Source organism: Variovorax sp. BGA-UO-ETr-C22 (assembly GCF_059567965.1).
The window spans coordinates 53,892-72,814 of the sequence record NZ_JCAQPA010000011.1; the positions used below are offsets into that span (position 1 = coordinate 53,892).

General features: G+C 65.9%; 11 protein-coding genes and 1 pseudogene. 4 read left to right on the forward strand and 8 right to left on the reverse strand.

Annotation, left to right across the window (positions count from 1 at the left end):
* Nucleotides 1–14 precede the first annotated feature (14 nt).
* Nucleotides 15–281, reverse strand: a complete 267-nt coding sequence (locus AC57B8_RS20140; RefSeq protein ID WP_307695882.1) for a flagellar biosynthetic protein FliQ — start codon at nt 279–281, stop codon at nt 15–17.
* Between the two features lie 730 nt (nt 282–1,011).
* On the opposite strand from AC57B8_RS20140, the gene AC57B8_RS20145 reads away from it, so the two are divergent.
* A complete protein-coding gene (locus AC57B8_RS20145; RefSeq protein ID WP_496480584.1) occupies nt 1,012–2,247 on the forward strand; it encodes a hypothetical protein in 1,236 nt (411 codons plus the stop codon).
* Nucleotides 2,244–6,860 carry a T6SS effector amidase Tae4 family protein gene (locus AC57B8_RS20150; RefSeq protein WP_496480585.1) on the forward strand — a complete coding sequence of 1,539 codons (4,617 nt, stop codon included), beginning with the start codon at nt 2,244–2,246 and terminating at the stop codon, nt 6,858–6,860. Before AC57B8_RS20145 ends, AC57B8_RS20150 begins: the two co-directional genes overlap by 4 nt.
* Before the next feature lie 398 nt (nt 6,861–7,258).
* Here the strand turns inward: AC57B8_RS20150 and AC57B8_RS20155 are convergent, their stop codons facing one another.
* Nucleotides 7,259–7,660, reverse strand: coding sequence for a hypothetical protein (locus AC57B8_RS20155; RefSeq protein ID WP_496480586.1), 402 nt, complete (start codon nt 7,658–7,660; stop codon nt 7,259–7,261).
* A gap of 168 nt (nt 7,661–7,828) precedes the next feature.
* On the opposite strand from AC57B8_RS20155, the pseudogene AC57B8_RS20160 reads away from it, so the two are divergent.
* A pseudogene (locus AC57B8_RS20160) lies at nt 7,829–8,503 on the forward strand (ATP-binding protein); the annotation flags it as partial.
* A 12-nt stretch (nt 8,504–8,515) separates the two neighbouring features.
* Here the strand turns inward: AC57B8_RS20160 and AC57B8_RS20165 are convergent.
* From AC57B8_RS20165 to tssJ, 6 genes are all read right to left on the reverse strand, one after another.
* The gene (locus tag AC57B8_RS20165) at nt 8,516–10,498 is read right to left on the reverse strand and encodes a serine/threonine-protein kinase (protein WP_496480587.1); all 1,983 of its coding nucleotides are present in this window, start codon (nt 10,496–10,498) and stop codon (nt 8,516–8,518) included.
* Between the two features lie 36 nt (nt 10,499–10,534).
* A complete protein-coding gene (tagF, locus tag AC57B8_RS20170) occupies nt 10,535–11,260 on the reverse strand; it encodes a type VI secretion system-associated protein TagF (protein WP_496480588.1) in 726 nt (241 codons plus the stop codon).
* Nucleotide 11,261: 1 nt separating this feature from the next.
* Nucleotides 11,262–14,897, reverse strand: coding sequence for a type VI secretion system membrane subunit TssM (gene tssM / locus AC57B8_RS20175; protein ID WP_496480589.1), 3,636 nt, complete (start codon nt 14,895–14,897; stop codon nt 11,262–11,264).
* A complete protein-coding gene (locus AC57B8_RS20180) occupies nt 14,897–16,279 on the reverse strand; it encodes a DotU family type VI secretion system protein (RefSeq protein ID WP_369645871.1) in 1,383 nt (460 codons plus the stop codon). The genes tssM and AC57B8_RS20180 overlap by 1 nt, the downstream gene beginning before the upstream one ends.
* Nucleotides 16,280–16,287: 8 nt before the next feature.
* Nucleotides 16,288–17,583 (reverse strand): type VI secretion system baseplate subunit TssK, encoded by a 1,296-nt coding sequence (gene tssK, locus AC57B8_RS20185; RefSeq protein ID WP_235926916.1) that lies wholly within the window; start codon nt 17,581–17,583, stop codon nt 16,288–16,290.
* Between the two features lie 243 nt (nt 17,584–17,826).
* The gene (tssJ, locus tag AC57B8_RS20190) at nt 17,827–18,342 is read right to left on the reverse strand and encodes a type VI secretion system lipoprotein TssJ (RefSeq protein ID WP_062473939.1); all 516 of its coding nucleotides are present in this window, start codon (nt 18,340–18,342) and stop codon (nt 17,827–17,829) included.
* A gap of 171 nt (nt 18,343–18,513) precedes the next feature.
* Here tssJ and AC57B8_RS20195 point away from each other — a divergent pair, with 171 nt between their 5' ends.
* On the forward strand, nt 18,514–18,888 hold the full coding sequence (locus AC57B8_RS20195) for a TssQ family T6SS-associated lipoprotein (protein WP_223301458.1): 375 nt from the start codon (nt 18,514–18,516) through the stop codon (nt 18,886–18,888).
* The last annotated feature ends 35 nt before the right edge of the window (nt 18,889–18,923 follow it).

The following is an 18,923-nucleotide window of genomic DNA, read 5'->3' on the forward strand; positions in this document are numbered from 1 at the left end:
GGAGGAGCCGCGGCTCAGAACATCGAGGGGATGCCACCCCAGAGCTGCGCAGTGAACTGCGTCAACTTGCGAAGCATCCATGGTCCAGCCACGATCATGACCACGGCGGCGGTCACGAGCTTGGGCACAAATGTCAGCGACATTTCCTGGACCTGCGTGACCACTTGCAGGACGCTGATCACGATGCCAACCAGCATGGTTAGCCCCAACAAAGGAAGGCACACGAGCAGCCCTGTCCAGAACAGGTCAGACATCATCTTCAGTGCCAAATCTGCATGCATGTGCGCCCCCCATTCCCATCTTGAGCGGCATCAGGCGCCTGCTTCTCTGGAAAAGTATTGACACAAGTCTATGAGGCAAAAGCATCAAAAACTTAACTCATTGATACGAGACCAACGAATCGGATCGAGCAATCCTTCTTTTTGTGAAAAAAGTCCTAAACAATTGTCAATTGCTCGCGTTTCCCCTTCTTGTATTTAGTAGGTAAGTTCTAAGAAATTTCGAAGGGCAAGCGATCCTTCCCCTTGCTTTGGCTCTAGCTCACCCAGGGGTTCTGAACGTCTGCTTTCTCGCCCGGGCAACAGCCGCTTAGGGCCCCATGCCGTCATTCGGCCCTCGTCTCCGAATGTCCGCTTCGCAGCGGTGGCCGCCAGTAGGGCAAGCGGACAGCGTGGACCAATTCGCGCTCACCGAGACCTCCATAGCACGCGGGGCGCGAACGACCGGTCTGGTGTGATTGGCAGACCTTCCAGTGGTCACCGCTCGGCCGAACCCATCTCGAAGTGATCGTGGTCTCTATGCTTCTCAGCTACTGCGGTGCAATCGGAGGCGGGGCACAGCCACAAAGTCGTAACAGCACGCGCAAGGTCCCACTGCGCCACCGGACGGCTCGGTGGTCCAAACGGTGGGAGCTCCGCCGCTTATACCTAATGCGTGGGAGGACAAAGCTTGCTTAACCTCGCTAAGCTGCGCGCAGTCGAGCTGGCTGCAACCCGATCGAGGAGACAACACATGAGTGGAGTTTGCTGGATTTTCTTTTTGCTGCTGGGCGCCTTTCTTGGCGGCCTGCTGCTGTGGTGGCTGAACCGACGGCGCCCCATCGCCCCCCCTTCCGGCGAGGCCATGTCTCCGCAGATCCTTTGGCTGACGCCCGCATGCAAAGAGGCTCTTGACGAATGCGCGAAACTCCAGAATCTCCGGCGCATGGATGCCGCAGGGATCGCGCGCCGCCTGTTCAAGAGAGCCTTCCCTGCCCAAGAGGCCTACCCGCTACCGTGGCAGTATGCAACGTGGCCCAAGCAGGCTCAGCTGATCTTTGATTGCGAGTTTGGTGCGCTTCACGAATACCAAGATTCACTGCGCGGGCAGGAGCGGGAGCGCAAGAAGACCGAGACCGGCTCGTCGCTACCCCAGGCCGGGCCCTCTTCGACAGCGTCGGCCACTGCGAACGAGACGAACGCACACCGGGTCAGCCTCGCACTTCTGGCGATTCTGGCCCTGGCGACCCTGATCGCCCTCCTTCTCGCTTCGAACAATCAGTGGTGCGCACCGGCTGCGTGTCCGGTTGTTTCGCAGCCGACAGAGATAGAGCGGTTCGTGATCGAACTACCAGCGGAGCAATTGTTCGACTACAAGCTCGGGATAATCCAGCCTGAAGCGAATCGCAGCAAGGTTAAGAGTGATTGGAAGCGCATCTTCAGTCGCTACGAGACGATCAAGGTCCAGCGTATTGTGGCCAAGACCGACCCGATCGGAGGCAGCAGCTACAACGCCAGACTGGCCAAGGAGCGTCAGGCCGACGTTCTTGCGATGCTCATCGAGATCAGAACGGAGGTCCCCGGGCAGTCAGGGCCTGATTTGTTTGTTGTCGAAGGCGCCACGAATGATTCGACGGCATCGATCGAGCAGTTCCAGAATGACATCTGGTCGCAGTGCAAGCGGCGCTACCACGACGAACTGCAGGAAGCGCGGCTGCGACCATTGGTCCCATGTAAGGACTGTGGGGCCGCCGTACCACCGCCCGCTTCCTGGAACTATGGCGAGCACAAGCTCGCGTCCTACGGAGTTGCCGATAGGCCGGCACGATGGTCGCCGCGGGATGTCGTTGAGTTAATGCAGAACGAGCGCTACCTCGTCGGCTGCCTGGCGCCCATGCGTCGCGTCATCATCGAAATCGAGGGCAAACCTAGGACCGCTCCATCCACCGCAGCTACTGCGCCCGCCGTCAACCAGGGGAGCAAGCCATGAGCATTCTCAAGACCGTCGAGGGACATGTGATCACTCAGAGTGAGGAGTTCGCTTGCGTGATCAAAGCGCTGAAGGAGCGCTATACCCTCAGGAAACCGACTCAGAGTTCACCTGCAACACCGCCTGCAAGCGGGATAGCTCCGGCGATTGCGAACGCGCCTGCACCGATGATTCCCTTCACCGTCATCCTGACGTACGAAGAGCGATACCAGGCCCCGTTCGCCAAGCGCCTGTACGCGAAACTTAGGCCGTTGCTGGAGGCCTTGGCACAAATCGCAAGCAGACTCGGTGGCGTTGTCGGCGCAACTGGTGCGACTCTCGCCGTACTTCTGCAGAAGTTGACCGATGCGGATGACAAGCGCTCGTTAAAAGAGCTTCTGCAGGTCTTCAGGACCTCTCGCGAGAAGGCGCCGAGCTTCGAGGAGATCAAGAAGCAGTTTGAAGCCTGGAAGAAGGATGGCGTCACCGTCGACACGTCGCAGATCAAGCAGGCGGATTGGGAGCAGTTCTGGAAGGATCTCGAGACCCAAGCGGGCGAAATCGATGAGAACGAAATTTCTCAGGACAAGACGCCGTTCTCATTGACTCAGGTCACTGGTTGGCTTGATCCTGAGGGACAGGGTTGCGTAGCGAAGCCGGGCTTTCAGCAGTACGGGTTTACGCTGCAAGGAGAGCTGCAATTCGAAAGCGCCGAAATCCGTGACAACGCCCGTTTCGACATTCTCGGCCCCGACGGAAGCCAACTCGCAACGGCGTGGCTCGATGGCGAGACGGTAAAGGCGCTGCTCGAGGCCACGCTCTCCGAACCGATACCGGTCGACGGTTCGTCCGACCTCCGACGGGCATTGTCGCGGGTCGCCGAAGTCCAGACCGAGGCACACCGACTGGCCCGCTACAAGGAGGCGAACGGGCGGATCTGGCGCAGTGATGGCATCCCCATCGGTCAACGTTCACTCGCGATATTCGGACCGCCCGCGTTTGCTCGACCAATCGATCCCGAATGCCTGCTCAAGACGATCCAGACGCCAAACAGTAATCCGGTGACCCAGCCGCCTGACGAGGACAACGACGATTGCTGTTCCTCGACAAACGACGCACTGATAGGCCCGATCGTCGACGCGCCGCTAGCCATTGCCTTCGCCACCACGGACGAAGCTGGATACTTCACTTTCTCATACGAAAAGAATCTCTTTGACAAGCGAACATTTCGCCATGTCCTGCTGCACATCTCAGGCGTGCGCACAAGCATCGCGATCAAACTTGTACCAGGGGATCATCCGTTCCCTGTGCGGATCCTGCTTCCGATCGACGCGGACCTGTTCGAACCGGAGACTGACCGCGACGCCATCACCTGGGTCGACGGCGAGCAGGCAAAAGAGGACAGTTGCAGCGGCCGAAACTTCACCCAGGCGAACCGGGTACTCGACGAGTTCGACTTTCCGCTGGTGGTTCGAACCACGGACCCACTGATTCAACGTGGTGCACTATTCGCCAACGATCCGCCGGTTCCGGCGATTGCATCTCTGTTCCGCTATCCAATGGACCGCGGGCACCAGATCCAGTGGGATGCAGAGCCGGTGATAACACAGGCAGTCACGATCTCGCACGGGCGTATCCTGACGATCAAGCAGAAATGGCGGTCGGACGGCTACTCTCTCGGCGACCTGCTCTATTCGCTACCTTTGGCGCCCCTACAAAAAAAGAACATTGCCATCGTCGACTGGAACCGTGTCGACCTCAACCGTCTGGAAGTCGGGCAGACCAATGCGGAGAATCTCAACAACTTCGTGGGGCGAGAGCGCGACATCACTGAAATCGTGAACTCGTCGCTCAGCGAATCTGTTCGCGGTCGCTCCGAATCCGGTGGTTCTGCCTCGTCGGGCGGGGGGGGAGGGTTCTTCGGCTCACTCTTTGGCGGAGGATCATCCGGCTCGTCAAGTGCTTGGTCGACCTCGTCACAGGACTCGACGAGGGCACTTGCAGCGTCGATGGTCAATCGACTGCGCGACAGCACCATGCAGGCTGCTAGTGCCTACCGATCTCTACGCACTACATCCGTGCAGCAGGCGTCGCAATCGGAACGGTCGACGGCGTTCAGCGAGACCGTCGCCAACCGCAATGCGTGCCACGCTGTGACCATCCAGTACTTCGAGGTCCTCCGCCACTTGCGAATCGATTTCGAACTTGCATCGGTACGTGAATGCCTATACATCCCGTTGCCGATCGAGCCGTTCAACGAGGCCAAGATCCTGCGCTGGGAAGGATCCTTGCGCCCATTCCTGCCACCTGCTCAAGTAGAGGGAATGGATGCGATGCTTCGGATCAAGAACGCGTTCAACTATCCTGAGACGCGGTATGCGGATGAACTGGTGACGTATCTCGAAGGCGAGATGCAGATGTTGATCGACCTGCCGTTGCCCAGTGCTCTGTTGGCGCAAGGCATGAATGAGTACCAGCTACCGGACGACTACCAGATCCTGCAGGCCGCCGTGGGTTTCCTGCCCGTCCTGTTCAGCACGCCGCTCTCTCGGCGCGATGCATTCTTCACACAGAACATCGCTCCCGTGATCGCACGCCGTTTGGTCGCCGGCCTCAAGTTCCTGGTGGGAGGCACCGAGTTGCCTGTTGAAGCGACCTTGACCAGCAACTATCGACCGGGAGAGCGGCATGCGATCTCGCTGCGATGGACTGGCAAGGCCTCCGGCCTCAAGCGTTTCGATATCGGCGCGGTCCACATCCGAAGCACCGAGCAGGTCCCAGTGCAGTCCTCATTGGTCGTGAAGTCGGCGTCTATGCGTTATCGGACCGCGCATTACGAGGGATCGCTGTTCGACCGAGCCAACGAAGACAACTCGATTCGCTGGAGCAGCACCGCACAGGACGACGGGGACGATGCAACGGTCAGCACCCCCTGTAGCGTCGACGAACTACGCAATCCCAAGGAAGAGGATGTGCTCGCAGCCGCTCGCCTGAAAGCCCATCTCGATGAGTTCGTGGAGCGCTACCACAAGGTGATCTGGGTGACGATGGATCCAGACCGTCGTTTCACTCTGCTCGACGGATTCATCGCGCCCAACGCTGGCGGGCGCAGTGTGGCTTCGGTCGTTGAGAACCGCGTCGTCGGCATCATTGGCAACTGTCTGGTCATGCCGGTCGCGCCCGGACTACGACTCGACTACTTCACCGACATCCGTGAAAACACCGAGGCCGCTGAAGGGGACCTGCTATCTCTGTACCAGCCGCTCATCCCAAATCCGTCACTCGAAATCGCCATCCCCACCAAGGGCGTATTCGCGGAGTCCGTCATGGGCGGCTGCAACGCCTGCGAAAAGATGGACGACTCGCGCAACTGGCGCTATTGGGAGCATCCGCTGCCTGACGAGCCGACCCCAATCGATACCCTGTCGCTGGATACAAGGGATCGCCCAACGGCGCCCGTCGTACCAAACATCCCGACACCAATGGTTCAGCAGGCTGTCTCTCAACTTCCCGCAGCACCCCATCCCGGTGGCCTCGCGAACGCTATTGGCGCAGTGTCGAACGGCGCAGCATTCCGAGATGCGACTGGACTGGAGGGAACACAGCAGAATGCGCGCGAGGCGTTGGCCGACTCGTTCGCGACGACGCAGGCGTTTGGGTCGCTTGCCGCGCAGCTGCAGATGAAGAGCATGGAGCTGATCGCCACTGCATTGACGGGCGTGCCGGTCAGTTCGGATCCCGCAAGGGTAAAAGAATCGATCGGACGGGATGCGAAGGCTGGCCGCATCACCAAGGAACAGGCGCAGAACGCGATAGCCAAGGTCAACGACGCGATGGCGGAGAACCTCAACGCGCAACGAGACAGTGACGTGTTGAACCACCCTGATGTGGCAGCGGCCATCGCGACCGGTGCCGAGCGCGGGTCGGCCCTTTCATTGCGGCGCGGCAACACGTCTGTGGAGGTCGGCGAATCTAGATCTGCCCCCGAAGAACAGATCACTCCGGTCCGAAGTGCGCGACTGCGCTGGCCTTGGTCGTTCCTTCGTCCTTCCGAGGCGGAGGCCAGCGTCACCGACTCGCAGCGGGACGCGCAGTTCTTTGCATCGATGTGGAAGAAGCGTCTCGAGATAGTTGCACTGAAAGACTCTGAGATCTATACATCGGAGATCATTCAAAAGCATGCAAAGGATCGCCATGAGGATGGCACCAGGTATCTCAACATGTGCGCCACGCGAATATCCATCGTGCTGTATGGCGTCGGGCTGGGCCACCTTCTCGCGCACGACTATTCATTCAAGGGAAAGACTTCTTCCACCGATAAGACTCAGCGTCCCTACCTCGCGAGCGCAGAAGGATTGGCCGCCCGACTCGCCAAAGAGGTTGGGCCGCCGCTCAAACTGCTGACGAAGGCAGATCGGGCCAACTATCGGAGCTTGCTGGATGGCAAACAGGGCATCGTTTTGCTGAAGGACTACTATCGGGCCAACATGAGCGGCGACCATATCGAGCTGTGGAACATGGACCATTTGCCAAAAGAATACTGGTCCAGCGAGCAGCAGGAAGCCTATGCAAAGTGCTCGGAGATCTGTCTTTGGACCGCGTCGGCTCTGAGAAAGAAGGTTCGCGCGCGTTGAACCCTCCGCTGCGGCGCGGTGGGCTATACCGCCTGTCCCGCCTCCTCGATATACCGCCACCCTATCCGGACGCTGGACGCTAGGTTCAGCGCCGTGATCCGCCGCTCCGGGTTGGCGGTGTTGAAGCCCTCGATGTCGCCCTGGACTCTGGCCATCGAGAATGGCCGCATCAGCGCTGTGCGCCGGCGCACCAAGCATGTTGATTGCCACAGTGGCGCTGGCGCATGAGCGGTCACACGTTAAGCCAACCAACAAATGGCTGGTGACGATCTCTGCTGTCGTGCGGCCGGTCAACCGCCAGTGACTCAGATCAGCCTGAAGCGGTCATAACCGTTGGATCGGCGGCCGACCGGTTGTGGCCGCATTCTGCCTCCCAGTGGTCCCGTCCCGGTTCGGGGTCACCAACCAATGTGGGCGAAGCCGCCCTCATGATGAAAGACGGTGAGGCCGGAAATCTGAGGCCACATGAATACCACGTCTCCATCGAACATGAACTGAGACGAAAGGTCCACCCTTTGACGTAGTTCTTGGGCCGGGCAGCAAAGCAGTTCGCCGCTGATGAAACTCTCATCGGTGATCACGATGACCTCACCCGGCGGGAGAGGCTTTCCGGCGAATATCAAATCGAACAAGTCGGTTTTTCCATACTGCGCCCCTGTCTCCTCCCAATCTGCGATGGTGAGGAACTTGCATGTAAGGCCTTTGCGCTCCGCGGTTTCAAGAATCGAGTCGGGCTGAAGGGTTGCACCGGGAAGAATTCGTTCCAGCAAGGTGCGTGGCAGTGACAAAGAGCTGTTCATCTTCATGTTCAAGGCGACTACCGATTACGAATGCCCGATCGAGCGCAAATTGGCCAGAGCCCAGCGAACGGCTGCTTCTGACTGACTGTAGCCGGTCGTGTCGCCGTCTTGAGCGAGCCCGCTCGCATTTAGTGGCAGCAGATTTGCCGCCATTCGCATTTTTCGACATTGCTTACAGGCGGCTCGCCGCCCCGGCCGGGCGAGATCTCGCGCGCGCACCATGGCGTGCTGTTTTTGGATGAATTCCCCGAGTTCACGCGCGCCGCGCTCGAAGCGCTGCGCGAGCCGCTGGAGACCGGCACCATCACGATCACCCGCGCCGCCCGGCGCGCGGAGTTTCCGGCGCGCTTCCAGCTCATCGCCGCGATGAACCCCTGCCCCTGCGGCTACCTCGGCTCCACGCTGAAGCCCTGCCGCTGCACGCCCGAGCGCGTCGCGCGCTACCAGGGCAAGCTCAGCGGCCCGCTGCTGGACCGCATCGACCTGCACATCGAGGTGGCGGCCGTGTCGGCGCCGCAGCTGCTCGATGCGCCGGCGGGCGAATCGACCGACAGCATCCGCGCGCGCGTGGTGGGCGCACGCGACCGCGCGCTGCAACGCCAGGGCCATGCGAACCAGGCGCTGCAGGGCCGCGCGATCGACACCCACGCCGTGCTCGACGGCCCCGCCCGCCAGCTGCTGCAGCAGGCGGCCGCGCGGCTGGGCTGGTCGGCGCGCAGCACGCACCGCGCGCTGAAGGTGGCGCGCACCATCGCCGACCTCGCGGGACAGGACGCCGTGCAGGCCGCGCACGTGGCGGAGGCGGTGCAGTACCGCCGCGCATTGCGCACCAGCACGCCCTGACCCGCCGCCCTCTTACTTGAACTCGTGGCTCACCACGGGTGCGGACTTGCTGTCCTGCACCGTCACGCGCTGGCGGTAGGCCGTGAGGTCGCCGTTGCGCACTTCGATCGTGTAGATGCCCGGGCGCAGCGGCAGCGACTTGAGCGGCGGGCTGACGCCGCGGTCCGCGCCGTCGACGAAGACCTGGCCCCAGGGCCGGATGTTGAACTGCACGCGGCCCATGCCGGGCGCCGCGGCCGGTGGCGGTGGCGGGGCCGGCGGTGCGCCCGCGATCACGGTCGGCACGGGGTTCGTGCTGCCCGCGGCGGGCGGCGGCGGTGACTGTCGGTTGAGCTGGGCGATGGCGCTGCGCGCCTCGCGCGCATGCAGGCCACGGCGGTGGCGCCGCAGGTAGGCCTCGTAGCCTTCGCGGGTGTTCTCGGCCTGGGCCAGGTTCCAGTCTTCCACCTCGGCGACCACGGCGGGGTCGGGGGGCGGCGGCGCTTCGGGTGGCGCCGGTTGCACAGGCGGTGCAGGCTGCGCGGGCTGTGCCTCGGGCTCGGCCGGCGGTGTGGCCGGTGGCGTGGGCGCGGCGGCGATGGGCACGTTGTCGAGCGGGCTCAGCGGGGCGCTGGCCGATGCGGCGGGCGCGGACGCCGGCGGCGCCTCGGAGGCAGCCCCCGCCGGCGGCATCGCGGCCGGAGGCGCGCCCGGGTCGGACATCGGCGTGCCGGGCGGCGGCGCGGCCGCGATCATCGGATCGGAAGGCGCCTTGGCCGTCAGCCGCCAGCCGATCCAGCCGCCGACCGCGAACAGCGCGAGCACCAGCGCGCCCACGAGGAACCACGGCGGGCGCTTCGACGGCTTCTTCGGGCGTGCGACGGGCGATGGCGGCGCAGGCGGCGGCGGTGCCTGCACGCGCGCGGTCGCCGCTTCCACGGGCACGGGCTGCACCTCGGGCGCGGACGGTGGCGCTTCCTCCACCGGCTCCGGCGCAGGCGGCTCCTGCGGCACGGGCGCCGCGACGGGCACGGCAGCAGCAGCAACCACCGCCGCCGGCGGCGCCGCCCGATCCACCACGTACAGATCGCCCAGCTTCACCAGCCCCAGCTCCGCCGCGAAGGCCGCCACCGTCTGCGTGCGGTCCTTGCTGTGCACGGCCAGCGTGTGGTCCACCGCGGCGCAGAAGGCCGGGCTCAGGTCGTCGCGGTCCATCGACGACAGCGGCACATAGGCGTCCTGCACGCTGCGCACCACGGCCGAGGGCGGCGGGTGGCCGGTCACCGCGCGGTACAGCACGGCGCCCAGTGCATAGAGGTCGGTCCAGGCGCCCTGCAGCAGCGTGTTGTCGTCGGCGTACTGCTCGATCGGCGAGTAGCCCGACTTCACCATCACCGCGACCTCGTCGACCAGGTCGGCGATCGACTTGCGCGCGGCGCCGAAGTCCAGCAGCACCGGGCGGTCGTCCTGCTGCTGGATGAAGATGTTGTCGGGCGCGATGTCGCGGTGGAAGCACTGGCTGTGGTGCAGCGTGTCGAGCGCGCCCAGCAGCGGCCCCAGCATGCCCAACAGCCAGGGCTCGGTCAGCGTGCCCGGCTCGCTCTCGGCCAGCTGGCGCAGCGTGCGGCCCTTGTAGAGCTGGATCGCCATGTAGGCGGTGGAGTTGGCCTCCCAGAAGCGATGCACCCGCACCAGCGCCGGATGGCTGAACTGCGCCAGCGTGCGCGCCTCGTTGATGAAGCTGCGCAGGCCGGCCGCGAAGGTGGCGGTGAGGCGCTCGGAGCGCACGTGCACGCTGTTGTCGCCCACGCGGCGCGCGAGCATCGAGGGCATGTATTCCTTGACCGCCACCTCGCGCTGCAGCGAGTGGTCGTAGGCGCGGTAGACGATGCCGAAGCCGCCCTCGCCGATGACTTCGAGCAGCTCGAACTCGTCGAGCCGGTGGCCCGTGCCGAGGGGATGGGGGCGCTCCTCCTGCGGGTCGGGCGTCGCGCTAGGGCTGGCGGGCGTCGTCATGGGGTGTCTCTTCTTCCTGCGGGTGGGTCGGGCGCGTCATGCCCACGGCACGTGGCCTTGCGAAAACAACTGGGAAAACAGCGGCGTGTTGAGCCCGCCGCCGTGCGCCGCGGTGCGCAGCGGCGAGCCGTCGGCCTGGTTGGTCCACCAGTAGCTGGTGCCGCCGAAGGGGTCGAAGCACAGCGGCAGTTCGGGCCAGCCCAGGCGCTGCTGCGCGCTCGCGCCGCGCGCACCGTTGGCAGGGCCGGCGGCCGCGCCGAGGATCGAGAGGATGTCGTCCGAGCCGCCGCTGGCGGTGCGAAAGCCCGTGCGACCCGCGGCCAGCACCTGGCCGTCGAAGAGGTCGGGCGCCACGCCGTGGCGAATGGCCTGCAGCAGCGCGCTGCCGCACTGCCAGTACCAGGCGGCCGAACCTTCGAGCAGCGCGGAGTGGTAGCGCGCCGCGTCCACCTGCAGCGCCACGCAGGCCGGGTAGTAACGGCCCACGCGGTCGCAGCTGGGCGCGATGCAGCCCAGCTGCACCGCGTTCACGCCGTGCGTGGCGGGGATGGCGAAGTTCCAGACCGGGGCCACCGCGTAGTGGCGCGTCATGGCGTCGGGCCAGCGCTTGAAGCTGCCCAGGCCGTTCTGCATCCAGCGGTCCCACCAGGCCTGCAGTTCGCGCGGCATGCGGCGGTAGAGAAAGTCGCCGGCCGACGGCAGCTTGCCGTACCAGCCGATCTGCTCGTCAAGCGGCGACCAGGCGTGCGGGGGAGGCGTCATCCTAGGATTTCCCGGGGCAGGAGAAGCTGTTCATCTGCGACAGCCGCAGCGGGTTGTAGACGCTGTTGGCCGTCACCGCGAGCACCACCTTCTTGCCCTGCAGGTCGAAGGTCGCGTTGAACGACTCGAGCGTGCGCCCCGACGAGATCGAGGCCTTGTCGAACAGCCGGTGCAGCGCCCACGGCCCTTCGGTCACGATGCCGCCGGCCGGCGTGCCGTTGGCCACCGTGACCTGCAGCCGCACCTGGTTGCTGTTGCGCGGACCGGGCCACTTGATGCTGCTGGGCGCCTGCGGGCCGTGGGCGTAGCGCACCGTCTGGCCGTCGATGTCCAGCGTGAACTGCGTGAGCGTGGCGTCCATGTCCTCGGGCCGGATGTCGAGCGTGAACGAGGGCGTGCGCCCGCCCGCCATGCCCGTGAAGAACACGTCGCGGATCGCCTGCGCCTTCTGGAACGCATCGAGGTAGGCCGAGCGCCCCGACGCGCTGCCGTCCACACCGCGCTTGAAGGTCCACGGGTTGACCGAGGTGTCGACCTGCGAGGCGAGGTTCTTCTGGAAGAAGTCGTCCATCATCCCGCCGGGCGCGAACAGCTGCGCGAAGTCGCCCGCCGCCACGTCGCGGTTGGAGCCGCGCGCGAACGGGTAGCGCCCCGCGATCGCCTGGCTGCAGAACTGCCCGATGGTCGCCGCCGCGTTCTGGCCGATGTTCTGCCGCGTCACCGCCGCAGCCTTGGACGACGCGGTGGCAGAAAGATCGTTCAGCATGCCCTGGAACGGCACCGGCAAACGCCCCGCTTCGGCCTGCAGCTTGGTCACGGCGTCGCCCGGCGGCGGGATGTTGCCGCTGCGCAGCGCGGTGTCGGTGGCGGTGAGGAAGGTGTACAGCTCGTTGATGAGCGCGGCCGTCTGGTCCAGCGGCGTCTGGCCGCCGGCCTTGGGCGCGGTCACCATGCGCCGCAGCGGCGCGAAGTGGTTGTCGACCAGCGACTCGGGCCGGTCGGGCGCGGTGTTGCGGCGCTGGCTGCCGTCGGGCTGGCCGATGAGCTGCTCGATGCGCTCGCGCGTGCTGGTCACGCGGTTCTGCGCCTGGTCGAGCAGGCTGCGCGTGGCCTCGTCGTGGTTGCGCAGCAGGTCGGTCTCGCGCGCCGCGCCGCGGATGAGGCGCGACATCGGCGACTCGCCGGTCGACAGCACGCGCGTCATCTGGATGCTCTGCAGCAGCGACTTGCTCTCGGCCAGCCGGATGTCGGCCAGGTACTCGTCCCAGGTGCGGATGTAGTCGCTGAGGTACAGGCGCCGCACCTCGCGCAGCAGCAGCTCGCGCGAGGTGATGTCGGCGATGCCCGGCGCGCGGATCTGCAGCACCCAGCGGTCTTCCTGCTCCAGCGCCAGCGTGGTCTCGGCCATGCGCTTGTCGAAGATGTCCCAGTAGCCGCGGTAGGTGAACAGCGTGGGAATGCCGTCGGTCAGCGGCTTGCCGCTGGCGCGCCGGATCACCAGCGCCGACTCCGCGCCGCCCGCCTCGGCGATGGTGAAGGCATTGGGCGCGCTGGTCTGCAGGAGGATGCGGCGCAGCCGCGCGTACGAGCGCTGCGCCAGCGGCACGCCGGCCAGGCGCTCGCGCGTCTGCGCGATGAGCTTGTCGTCCTTGGTGAAGGGCGAGCTCACGACGCGGTCGGCAAACAGCGTCTTCAGGTGCGCTTCGAGGTTCGTGCGCTGCTCGCGCGTGAGCGAGGCGCCGATCTTGCGGTCGACGTCGGTCAGCAGCCAGGCCTGCAAAAAGTCGGCGTCGTAGCGCTCGGGGTCGTACAGCATGAGGTAGGCCTTGAGCGCCTCGTAGCTGTATTCGGCATCGAGCTTCGCGGCCTCGCGCAGCGACTGCTCCACGCGCTGCGCGGCCTGCGGCAGCAGCACGGTTTCCAATGCGCGCTGGTACACGCCGTCGGTGGCGGCCTGCAGCTTCTCGCCCTGGTAGAGGCCGAAGCGGTAGCCCACGGGCGGATCGCCGATGTCGAACTCGGCCGATTTGGGCAGGTCGCGCAGGCGGTCGAGGATGAGCAGCGAGCTCGCGATGTCGCCGCTCGAATCGACCACCGTCGGCAGCTCGCCGCGCGCGGCGGCCTTGTTGAAGGCCTTGGCGTTGCCGTCCACCTCGGCCACGTAGGCCTTGTTGTGGCGCCAGCTGTTGGCCCATGCGCCCAGCAGCACCACCGCGAGCACGCCGACCAGCGCGTAGCCCGCCAGGTCGATGGCGCGGCGTCGGCGGTACCAGCGCAGGTTGGTGCCGGCCACGCCCGCGTCGCGGAAGATCACCTGCTGCAGCAGCTCTTTCAGGAAGTAGCTCTTGCCCGGGCCCGGCGGCGGCGCGGGCGGCGCGTTCACCTGCAGGTAGCGCTTGATGGCGCCCATCACGCGGTCGAAGGCCGTGCCCTCCTGCGTGCCGCTGGTGAAGTACACGCCGCGCAGCAGCGGCGCCACCTCGAACTTCGACGGGTTGAACACGTCGGCCAGGAAGGTGCCCAGGATGTCCTCGAAGCTCGCGAACTGCTGCGGCAGCAGGTAGGCCTGCGCGCGTCGCATCGGGTCGGGCTCGGTGGCCATCAGCTCGGGCAGGCGCTCGTCCAGGCGCTGGTGCAGCAGCTTGTACTCCTGGTGGAAGCGCTCGCGCAGGTCGGCCTTGGCCGGGTCGGCGGGGTTGCCCTCGATCGGGAAGGTGAAGCCCCACACCTGCTGGCGCTCGGCGCGGCCCAGCGAGCCGAAGTACTCGTTGAAGCCGGCCAGCAGGTCGGTCTTGGTGACCAGCACGTACACCGGAAAGTTGATGCCCAGGTCGTTGCGCAGCTCGAGCAGCCGCTTGCGCAGCGCCATCGCATGGCGCGCGCGCTGCGCGTCGTCGGCCAGCGGCAGGTCGGCGATGCTGATGGTGAGGATCGCGCCGTTGATCGGTTGGCGCGGCCGGAACTTCTTGAGCAGCTCGATGAAGCCCTTCCACTCGCCCTCGTCGGTCTCGCGGTGGCTCTCGTGCGTGGTGTAGCGCCCGGCCGTGTCGATGAGCACGGCCTCGTTGGTGAACCACCAGTCGCAGTTGCGCGTGCCGCCGATGCCGCGCACCGCGGCCTTGCCGAGCTGGTCGGCGAGCGGAAAGTCGAGGTCGGAGTTGACCAGCGCCGTGGTCTTGCCCGAGCCCGGCGCGCCGATGAAGATGTACCAGGGCAGCTGGTAGAGGTACTGCCGGTCGAACAGCGCGAAGCGCCCCGCCGCCTTGCCGCCGGGGCCCGGGCCGAAGCGCATGTTCTTCAGCACCGCGGTGGCGTCGGCAAAGCCGCTGTGCAGCTCCTTGATCTCGGGCGCCTCTTCGGGCTTGGCCTCCTTCGCCTTGGGCGACGGCGTGCGCAGCTGGTGCAGCAGCTGCGCGTTCAGGCGGCGCTCGCGCCACTTGCGGTAGGCCACGCGCACCAGCCACACGCCGAACATCAGCGCGATGACCACGATGCGCACGAACTCGCCTTCGAGCGGGCGGTAGCGGCCCACGGCGATCACCGGGCCGATGACCCAGATCAGGAACGCGAGCGCGACCAGCCCGAAGAAGACCCAGAGGTCGCGGCTGACGAGAAAACGGAAGAGCGCGCGCAGCATCAGCGGGTTCCTCCTTGTGGTGGTTGCTGCCGGGGTTGCGGCGCAGACCCCGGCACGGGCACGCCCGCCACCGGCGCCACCAGCAGCGTCACCTCGACACGCCGGTTGCGCGCGCGGTTGGCCGCCGAGTCGTTGGGCACCAGCGGATCGGCATCGCCGCGGCCTTCGGCGCGCAGCCGCTCGGGCCGGCTCAGGCGCGTGGCGATCATGGCCTTCACCGCATCGGCGCGCGCCTGCGAGAGCTGCCAGTTGGACGGGAAGCGCACGCTGCGGATCGGCTGGTCGTCGCTGAAGCCGCTGACCAGCACGTTGCCTTCCACCGCGTTGAGCGCGTCGGCCACGCGCGCGAGCACCGGCGCGTAGCGGTCGAGCACGCGGTCGGAGCCCGAGGCGAACAGGCCGTCGCCGCGCAGCACCACCACGCTGCGGTCGGCCTCGTCGCGCACCGTGAGCAGGCCGTCGCGGATCTCGGGCTCGAGAAAGCGCTGCAGGCGCGGTTGCGCCGCGGGCACCGCCACCGCGCGCTGCGTCTGCGGCAGGCGCACCGCGTTCACGGCCGAGAAGGCACCGTCGGAATGGCCCGCGAGGTTGAAGGTGAGCACCGCGAACACCAGCACCAGCAGCACCGCCGCCACCGCGCCCACGGCCCACACCGGCAGCCAGTGGCGCGTGCGTCGCACGGGCGCGCTCGCGTCCTGCCAGTGCGGCGACAGCGGCGCCGCGATTTCGCCGCGCGCCTGCCGGATGATCTGCAGCAGCCGCTGCTTGAGCGTCTCCAGCTGCGAGCGGCCGTTGTCGATGACGCGAAAGCGCCCCTCGAAGCCCATCGCCAGGCAGAAGTAGATGAGCTCGATGAGGTGCAGGTGCTGCTGCGGGTTCTGCACCAGGCGCGACAGCAGCTGGAAGAACTTCTCGCCGCCCCAGGTCTCGTTGTGGAACATCACGAGCAGGCTCTGCGACGACCAGATGCTGCCGCCCCACGGCGTGAGCGCCGCGGCCTCGTCGACCGCCGTGCACAGGCAGTAGCGCGCGCCGATGATCACTTCGGGCGCGATGCCGGCCTGCTGCGCGCGCGTCTCGAAACGCCGCACCTCGTCGACCAGGTGCTCGCGCAGTTGCGCGGGCGACGGGTGGTGGCCGGTGGCGCGGATCTGCGGGATCAGGTCGAGCAGCGGGTTGGCCGCCGCCACCAGCGGGTTGTTGCCCGCCAGCGCCGTGTCGCCCGCATGCGGGCGCCGCGCGTCATGCCACGCGGTGAAGGCATCGGGCTGGGGTTGCTGCTGAGGTTGCGGCCCCGGGCCGCTGTGCGTGGTCGCGCCGCCGCCCGGATTGGGCGGCACGAAGCCACCCGGGCCGACGGCCATGTCATTGGCACCGTTCATAGGGTCCCTCACGGACGGATGGCCCAGAACTCCATGGCGAGCCCCGGAAAGTCGCCGGCCAGGTGCATGGCGACGCCGCCCGATTTCTCGAGCTGGCGCCACATGTCGCCGCCCTTGTCGAGTTCGAAGTAGTGGTAGCCCGCGTGGTACGGGATCTGGCGCGGCGCCACCGGCAGCGAGCGCACGACCACGCCGGGCAGCTGCAGCTGCACGAGGTCGCGGATGCGCTCGACCGAGCCGATCTTGACCTGCGTCGGGAAGCGCTGCTGCACGGCATCGGCCGGCAGGTCGGCATGCACCGCGAGCACGAAGGCCGCGTTGCGCACCAGCACCGGGTCGGGCATGCGGCCCACGCGCACGCCGTGGCTGCGCTCTTCGAGTTCGATGGCGATGGCGCTCTGCTCGAGCACCGCCGACAGCGAACGCCGCAGCTCTTCCATCAACGGGCGGATGCTCTCGTTGAGGTTGTCGTGGTCGTACACCGGCCACACCACCGGACGGCGCGTGGGCGAGGTGTGCGTGGCCAGGTCGCAGGCCAGCTTGAGCCAGTCGACGAACAGCGTCTCGGGATGCACCTGCACCGCCTGCTGCGCATGCCAGGTGAGTGCGAGGTAGCGGTTGACCAGCTCCAGCAGCAGGAAGTCGGAGACCTCGCTCACGCCGCCGCGCCCCGGCTGCGACAGCCGCGAGGCCAGCGCCTCGGAGCGCTGCGTGAGCAGGCCGTGCAGCTCGGCCGTCATGCTGCGCAGCATCGGGTGCGCCGAGGCATCGAGCACCGGCGGGATGTAGTTGGCATCGACCACCAGCTTGTGGTCGGTGCGCCGCTCGATCACGCGCACCGCGCCGATGGCCTGCCACTCGGCCGTGAGCGACGACGCGCGCGCCAGCCGCAGGCGCGGCTTCGCCAGCTGCAGCACCGCGGGGCCGAGCGCCACCGCGTTGCCGTCGGCCACTTCGCGTTCGACCACGCCGAAGCGCGCGGCCGAGCCTTCGTCTTCCGAGAAGATCACTTCTTCGCTGCCGGGCCGGCGCAGCGGCAGTGCGAGCACGATGAGTTCGTCGGTGAGGTCGGTGGGCACGTCGAAGGGCATCGGTGCGTCTTCGAGGCCGAACGAGAACGGCGTGCCGTCGGGCAGCACGCCCGCGCCGCCGAGCAGCGACACGCGCCCGAGCGCGAAGGCATCGCGGTCGATGTCCAGGTGCAGCCATCCCCAGTAGGCACCCTGCATGCCCGCGGTGCGGCGAGTGACGTACTGCTCGACATAGCGCTCCATCTGCTGGAAGTGCTGGGGCCGCAGGTACATGCCTTCGGACCACACCACGCGATTCGCCAATGCCTGAGATTGGGCGCCCTGAACGGCTGCGCCCGCGTTGCGAACTGTCACCAAAGAACCTCCTGGAGTGCTCACACGGAGGCGGGAAATGCGCTGTACAGCGGCTCCCCGCTCGATCTTCTTTCGCGTCTGATGCTACACGGCGCCTCTTGCGTTTTGCATGCCTTTTCAGAGGCGAATGCGCCGCACTTTCGTATTAGCGCGTGCTGAAACTTAACGACTTGGTAGCAGTTCGAGGCCGCTCTTGCGCACCGCGATGCGCACGCTCTGCTCGCTCGGAGAAAACTGCCACACCTTGTAAAGATTCGTTTGTTTCGGCTCCTTCAACGGCAACACGATGCGCCACCGCGCCGCCTCCAGCTTGCGATAGCCGGCGATGACACCGATGGCGCGCGAGTCGAGGCCGGCCTCGCGCTTGAACACGCGTTCCTCGCCGCTGCGCAAGATGGCCTGGTCCGCGTTCACGAGCTCGGTCATGAGCGTCTCGCGATCGCGGTCCTGCAGCGCGAAGTAGTCTGCCGTTTCAAAGTTGCCGGAAGATTTCAGTTCGAAGACCTTCACGAGAATCGGTGCGGCCTGGCCGCGACCATCGGGATTCACGCCGTCGTCGATGCGCACGGTGATGGCATACGGCGTGGGCATCGACTTCGCTGTCGATGCGCAACCAGCGAGGCCTGCGAGCAACGGCGATGTGGCCAATGCGCCTTGAATCAAGGTCCGTCGATGCATGAGATCTCCCTGAAAGCTTCGCGATCTATATTATCGAAACCATGCACGCGCACGGTGTGCATTGCGTGCTGTTGCATCGTGATGCAACAGCACGCCCTCTCTCACGCATTGCCTCTCGCGAAGTAGGAGAAAAGATTGAAGTCTTGCCTGCCTGTTCTGTCTTTTGCCTTCATGCTTGCGCTGTTGAGCGGCTGCCAGAGCACCCCGGATGCCTCACAGCAACCCGAACGCCTGAGCCAGCAAGTGGCACGCACCACGCTCGAACGCGCGCAGCAGGCCTACGATGCGGGCGACTACGCCAAGGCCATCTCCACGTTGAAGAGCGGCGGCGTGTCGGTGTTCGACGGGGCCGAGCCCGCGACGCGACTCGCCGCGCTGAAGCTCGAAGCCTTCAGCTACTGCGTGAACAACCAGATCGCGGAATGCCGCACGCAATTCCGCAAGCTCCTCGATGTGTTCCCAAGCTTCGACCTGAATGTCGCGGAACGCACCCACCCCGTGTGGGGCCCCGCGTTCGAGGCCGCGAAGAAGATGAAGCGCGGATGACACGCGGCCGGCCACGGCCGCGCCCGGGCACGCTC

Excerpts from the sequence above, each read along its gene's own strand:
- AC57B8_RS20140 (WP_307695882.1), bottom strand. The coding sequence starts at position 281 with ATGCATGCAGATTTGGCACTGAAGATGATGTCTGACCTGTTCTGGACA.
- AC57B8_RS20145 (WP_496480584.1), top strand. The coding sequence starts at position 1,012 with ATGAGTGGAGTTTGCTGGATTTTCTTTTTGCTGCTGGGCGCCTTTCTT.
- AC57B8_RS20150 (WP_496480585.1), top strand. The coding sequence starts at position 2,244 with ATGAGCATTCTCAAGACCGTCGAGGGACATGTGATCACTCAGAGTGAG.
- AC57B8_RS20155 (WP_496480586.1), bottom strand. The coding sequence starts at position 7,660 with ATGAACAGCTCTTTGTCACTGCCACGCACCTTGCTGGAACGAATTCTT.
- AC57B8_RS20165 (WP_496480587.1), bottom strand. The coding sequence starts at position 10,498 with ATGACGACGCCCGCCAGCCCTAGCGCGACGCCCGACCCGCAGGAGGAG.
- tagF (WP_496480588.1), bottom strand. The coding sequence starts at position 11,260 with ATGACGCCTCCCCCGCACGCCTGGTCGCCGCTTGACGAGCAGATCGGC.
- tssM (WP_496480589.1), bottom strand. The coding sequence starts at position 14,897 with ATGCTGCGCGCGCTCTTCCGTTTTCTCGTCAGCCGCGACCTCTGGGTC.
- AC57B8_RS20180 (WP_369645871.1), bottom strand. The coding sequence starts at position 16,279 with ATGAACGGTGCCAATGACATGGCCGTCGGCCCGGGTGGCTTCGTGCCG.
- tssK (WP_235926916.1), bottom strand. The coding sequence starts at position 17,583 with ATGTACCTGCGGCCCCAGCACTTCCAGCAGATGGAGCGCTATGTCGAG.
- tssJ (WP_062473939.1), bottom strand. The coding sequence starts at position 18,342 with ATGCATCGACGGACCTTGATTCAAGGCGCATTGGCCACATCGCCGTTG.
- AC57B8_RS20195 (WP_223301458.1), top strand. The coding sequence starts at position 18,514 with ATGCTTGCGCTGTTGAGCGGCTGCCAGAGCACCCCGGATGCCTCACAG.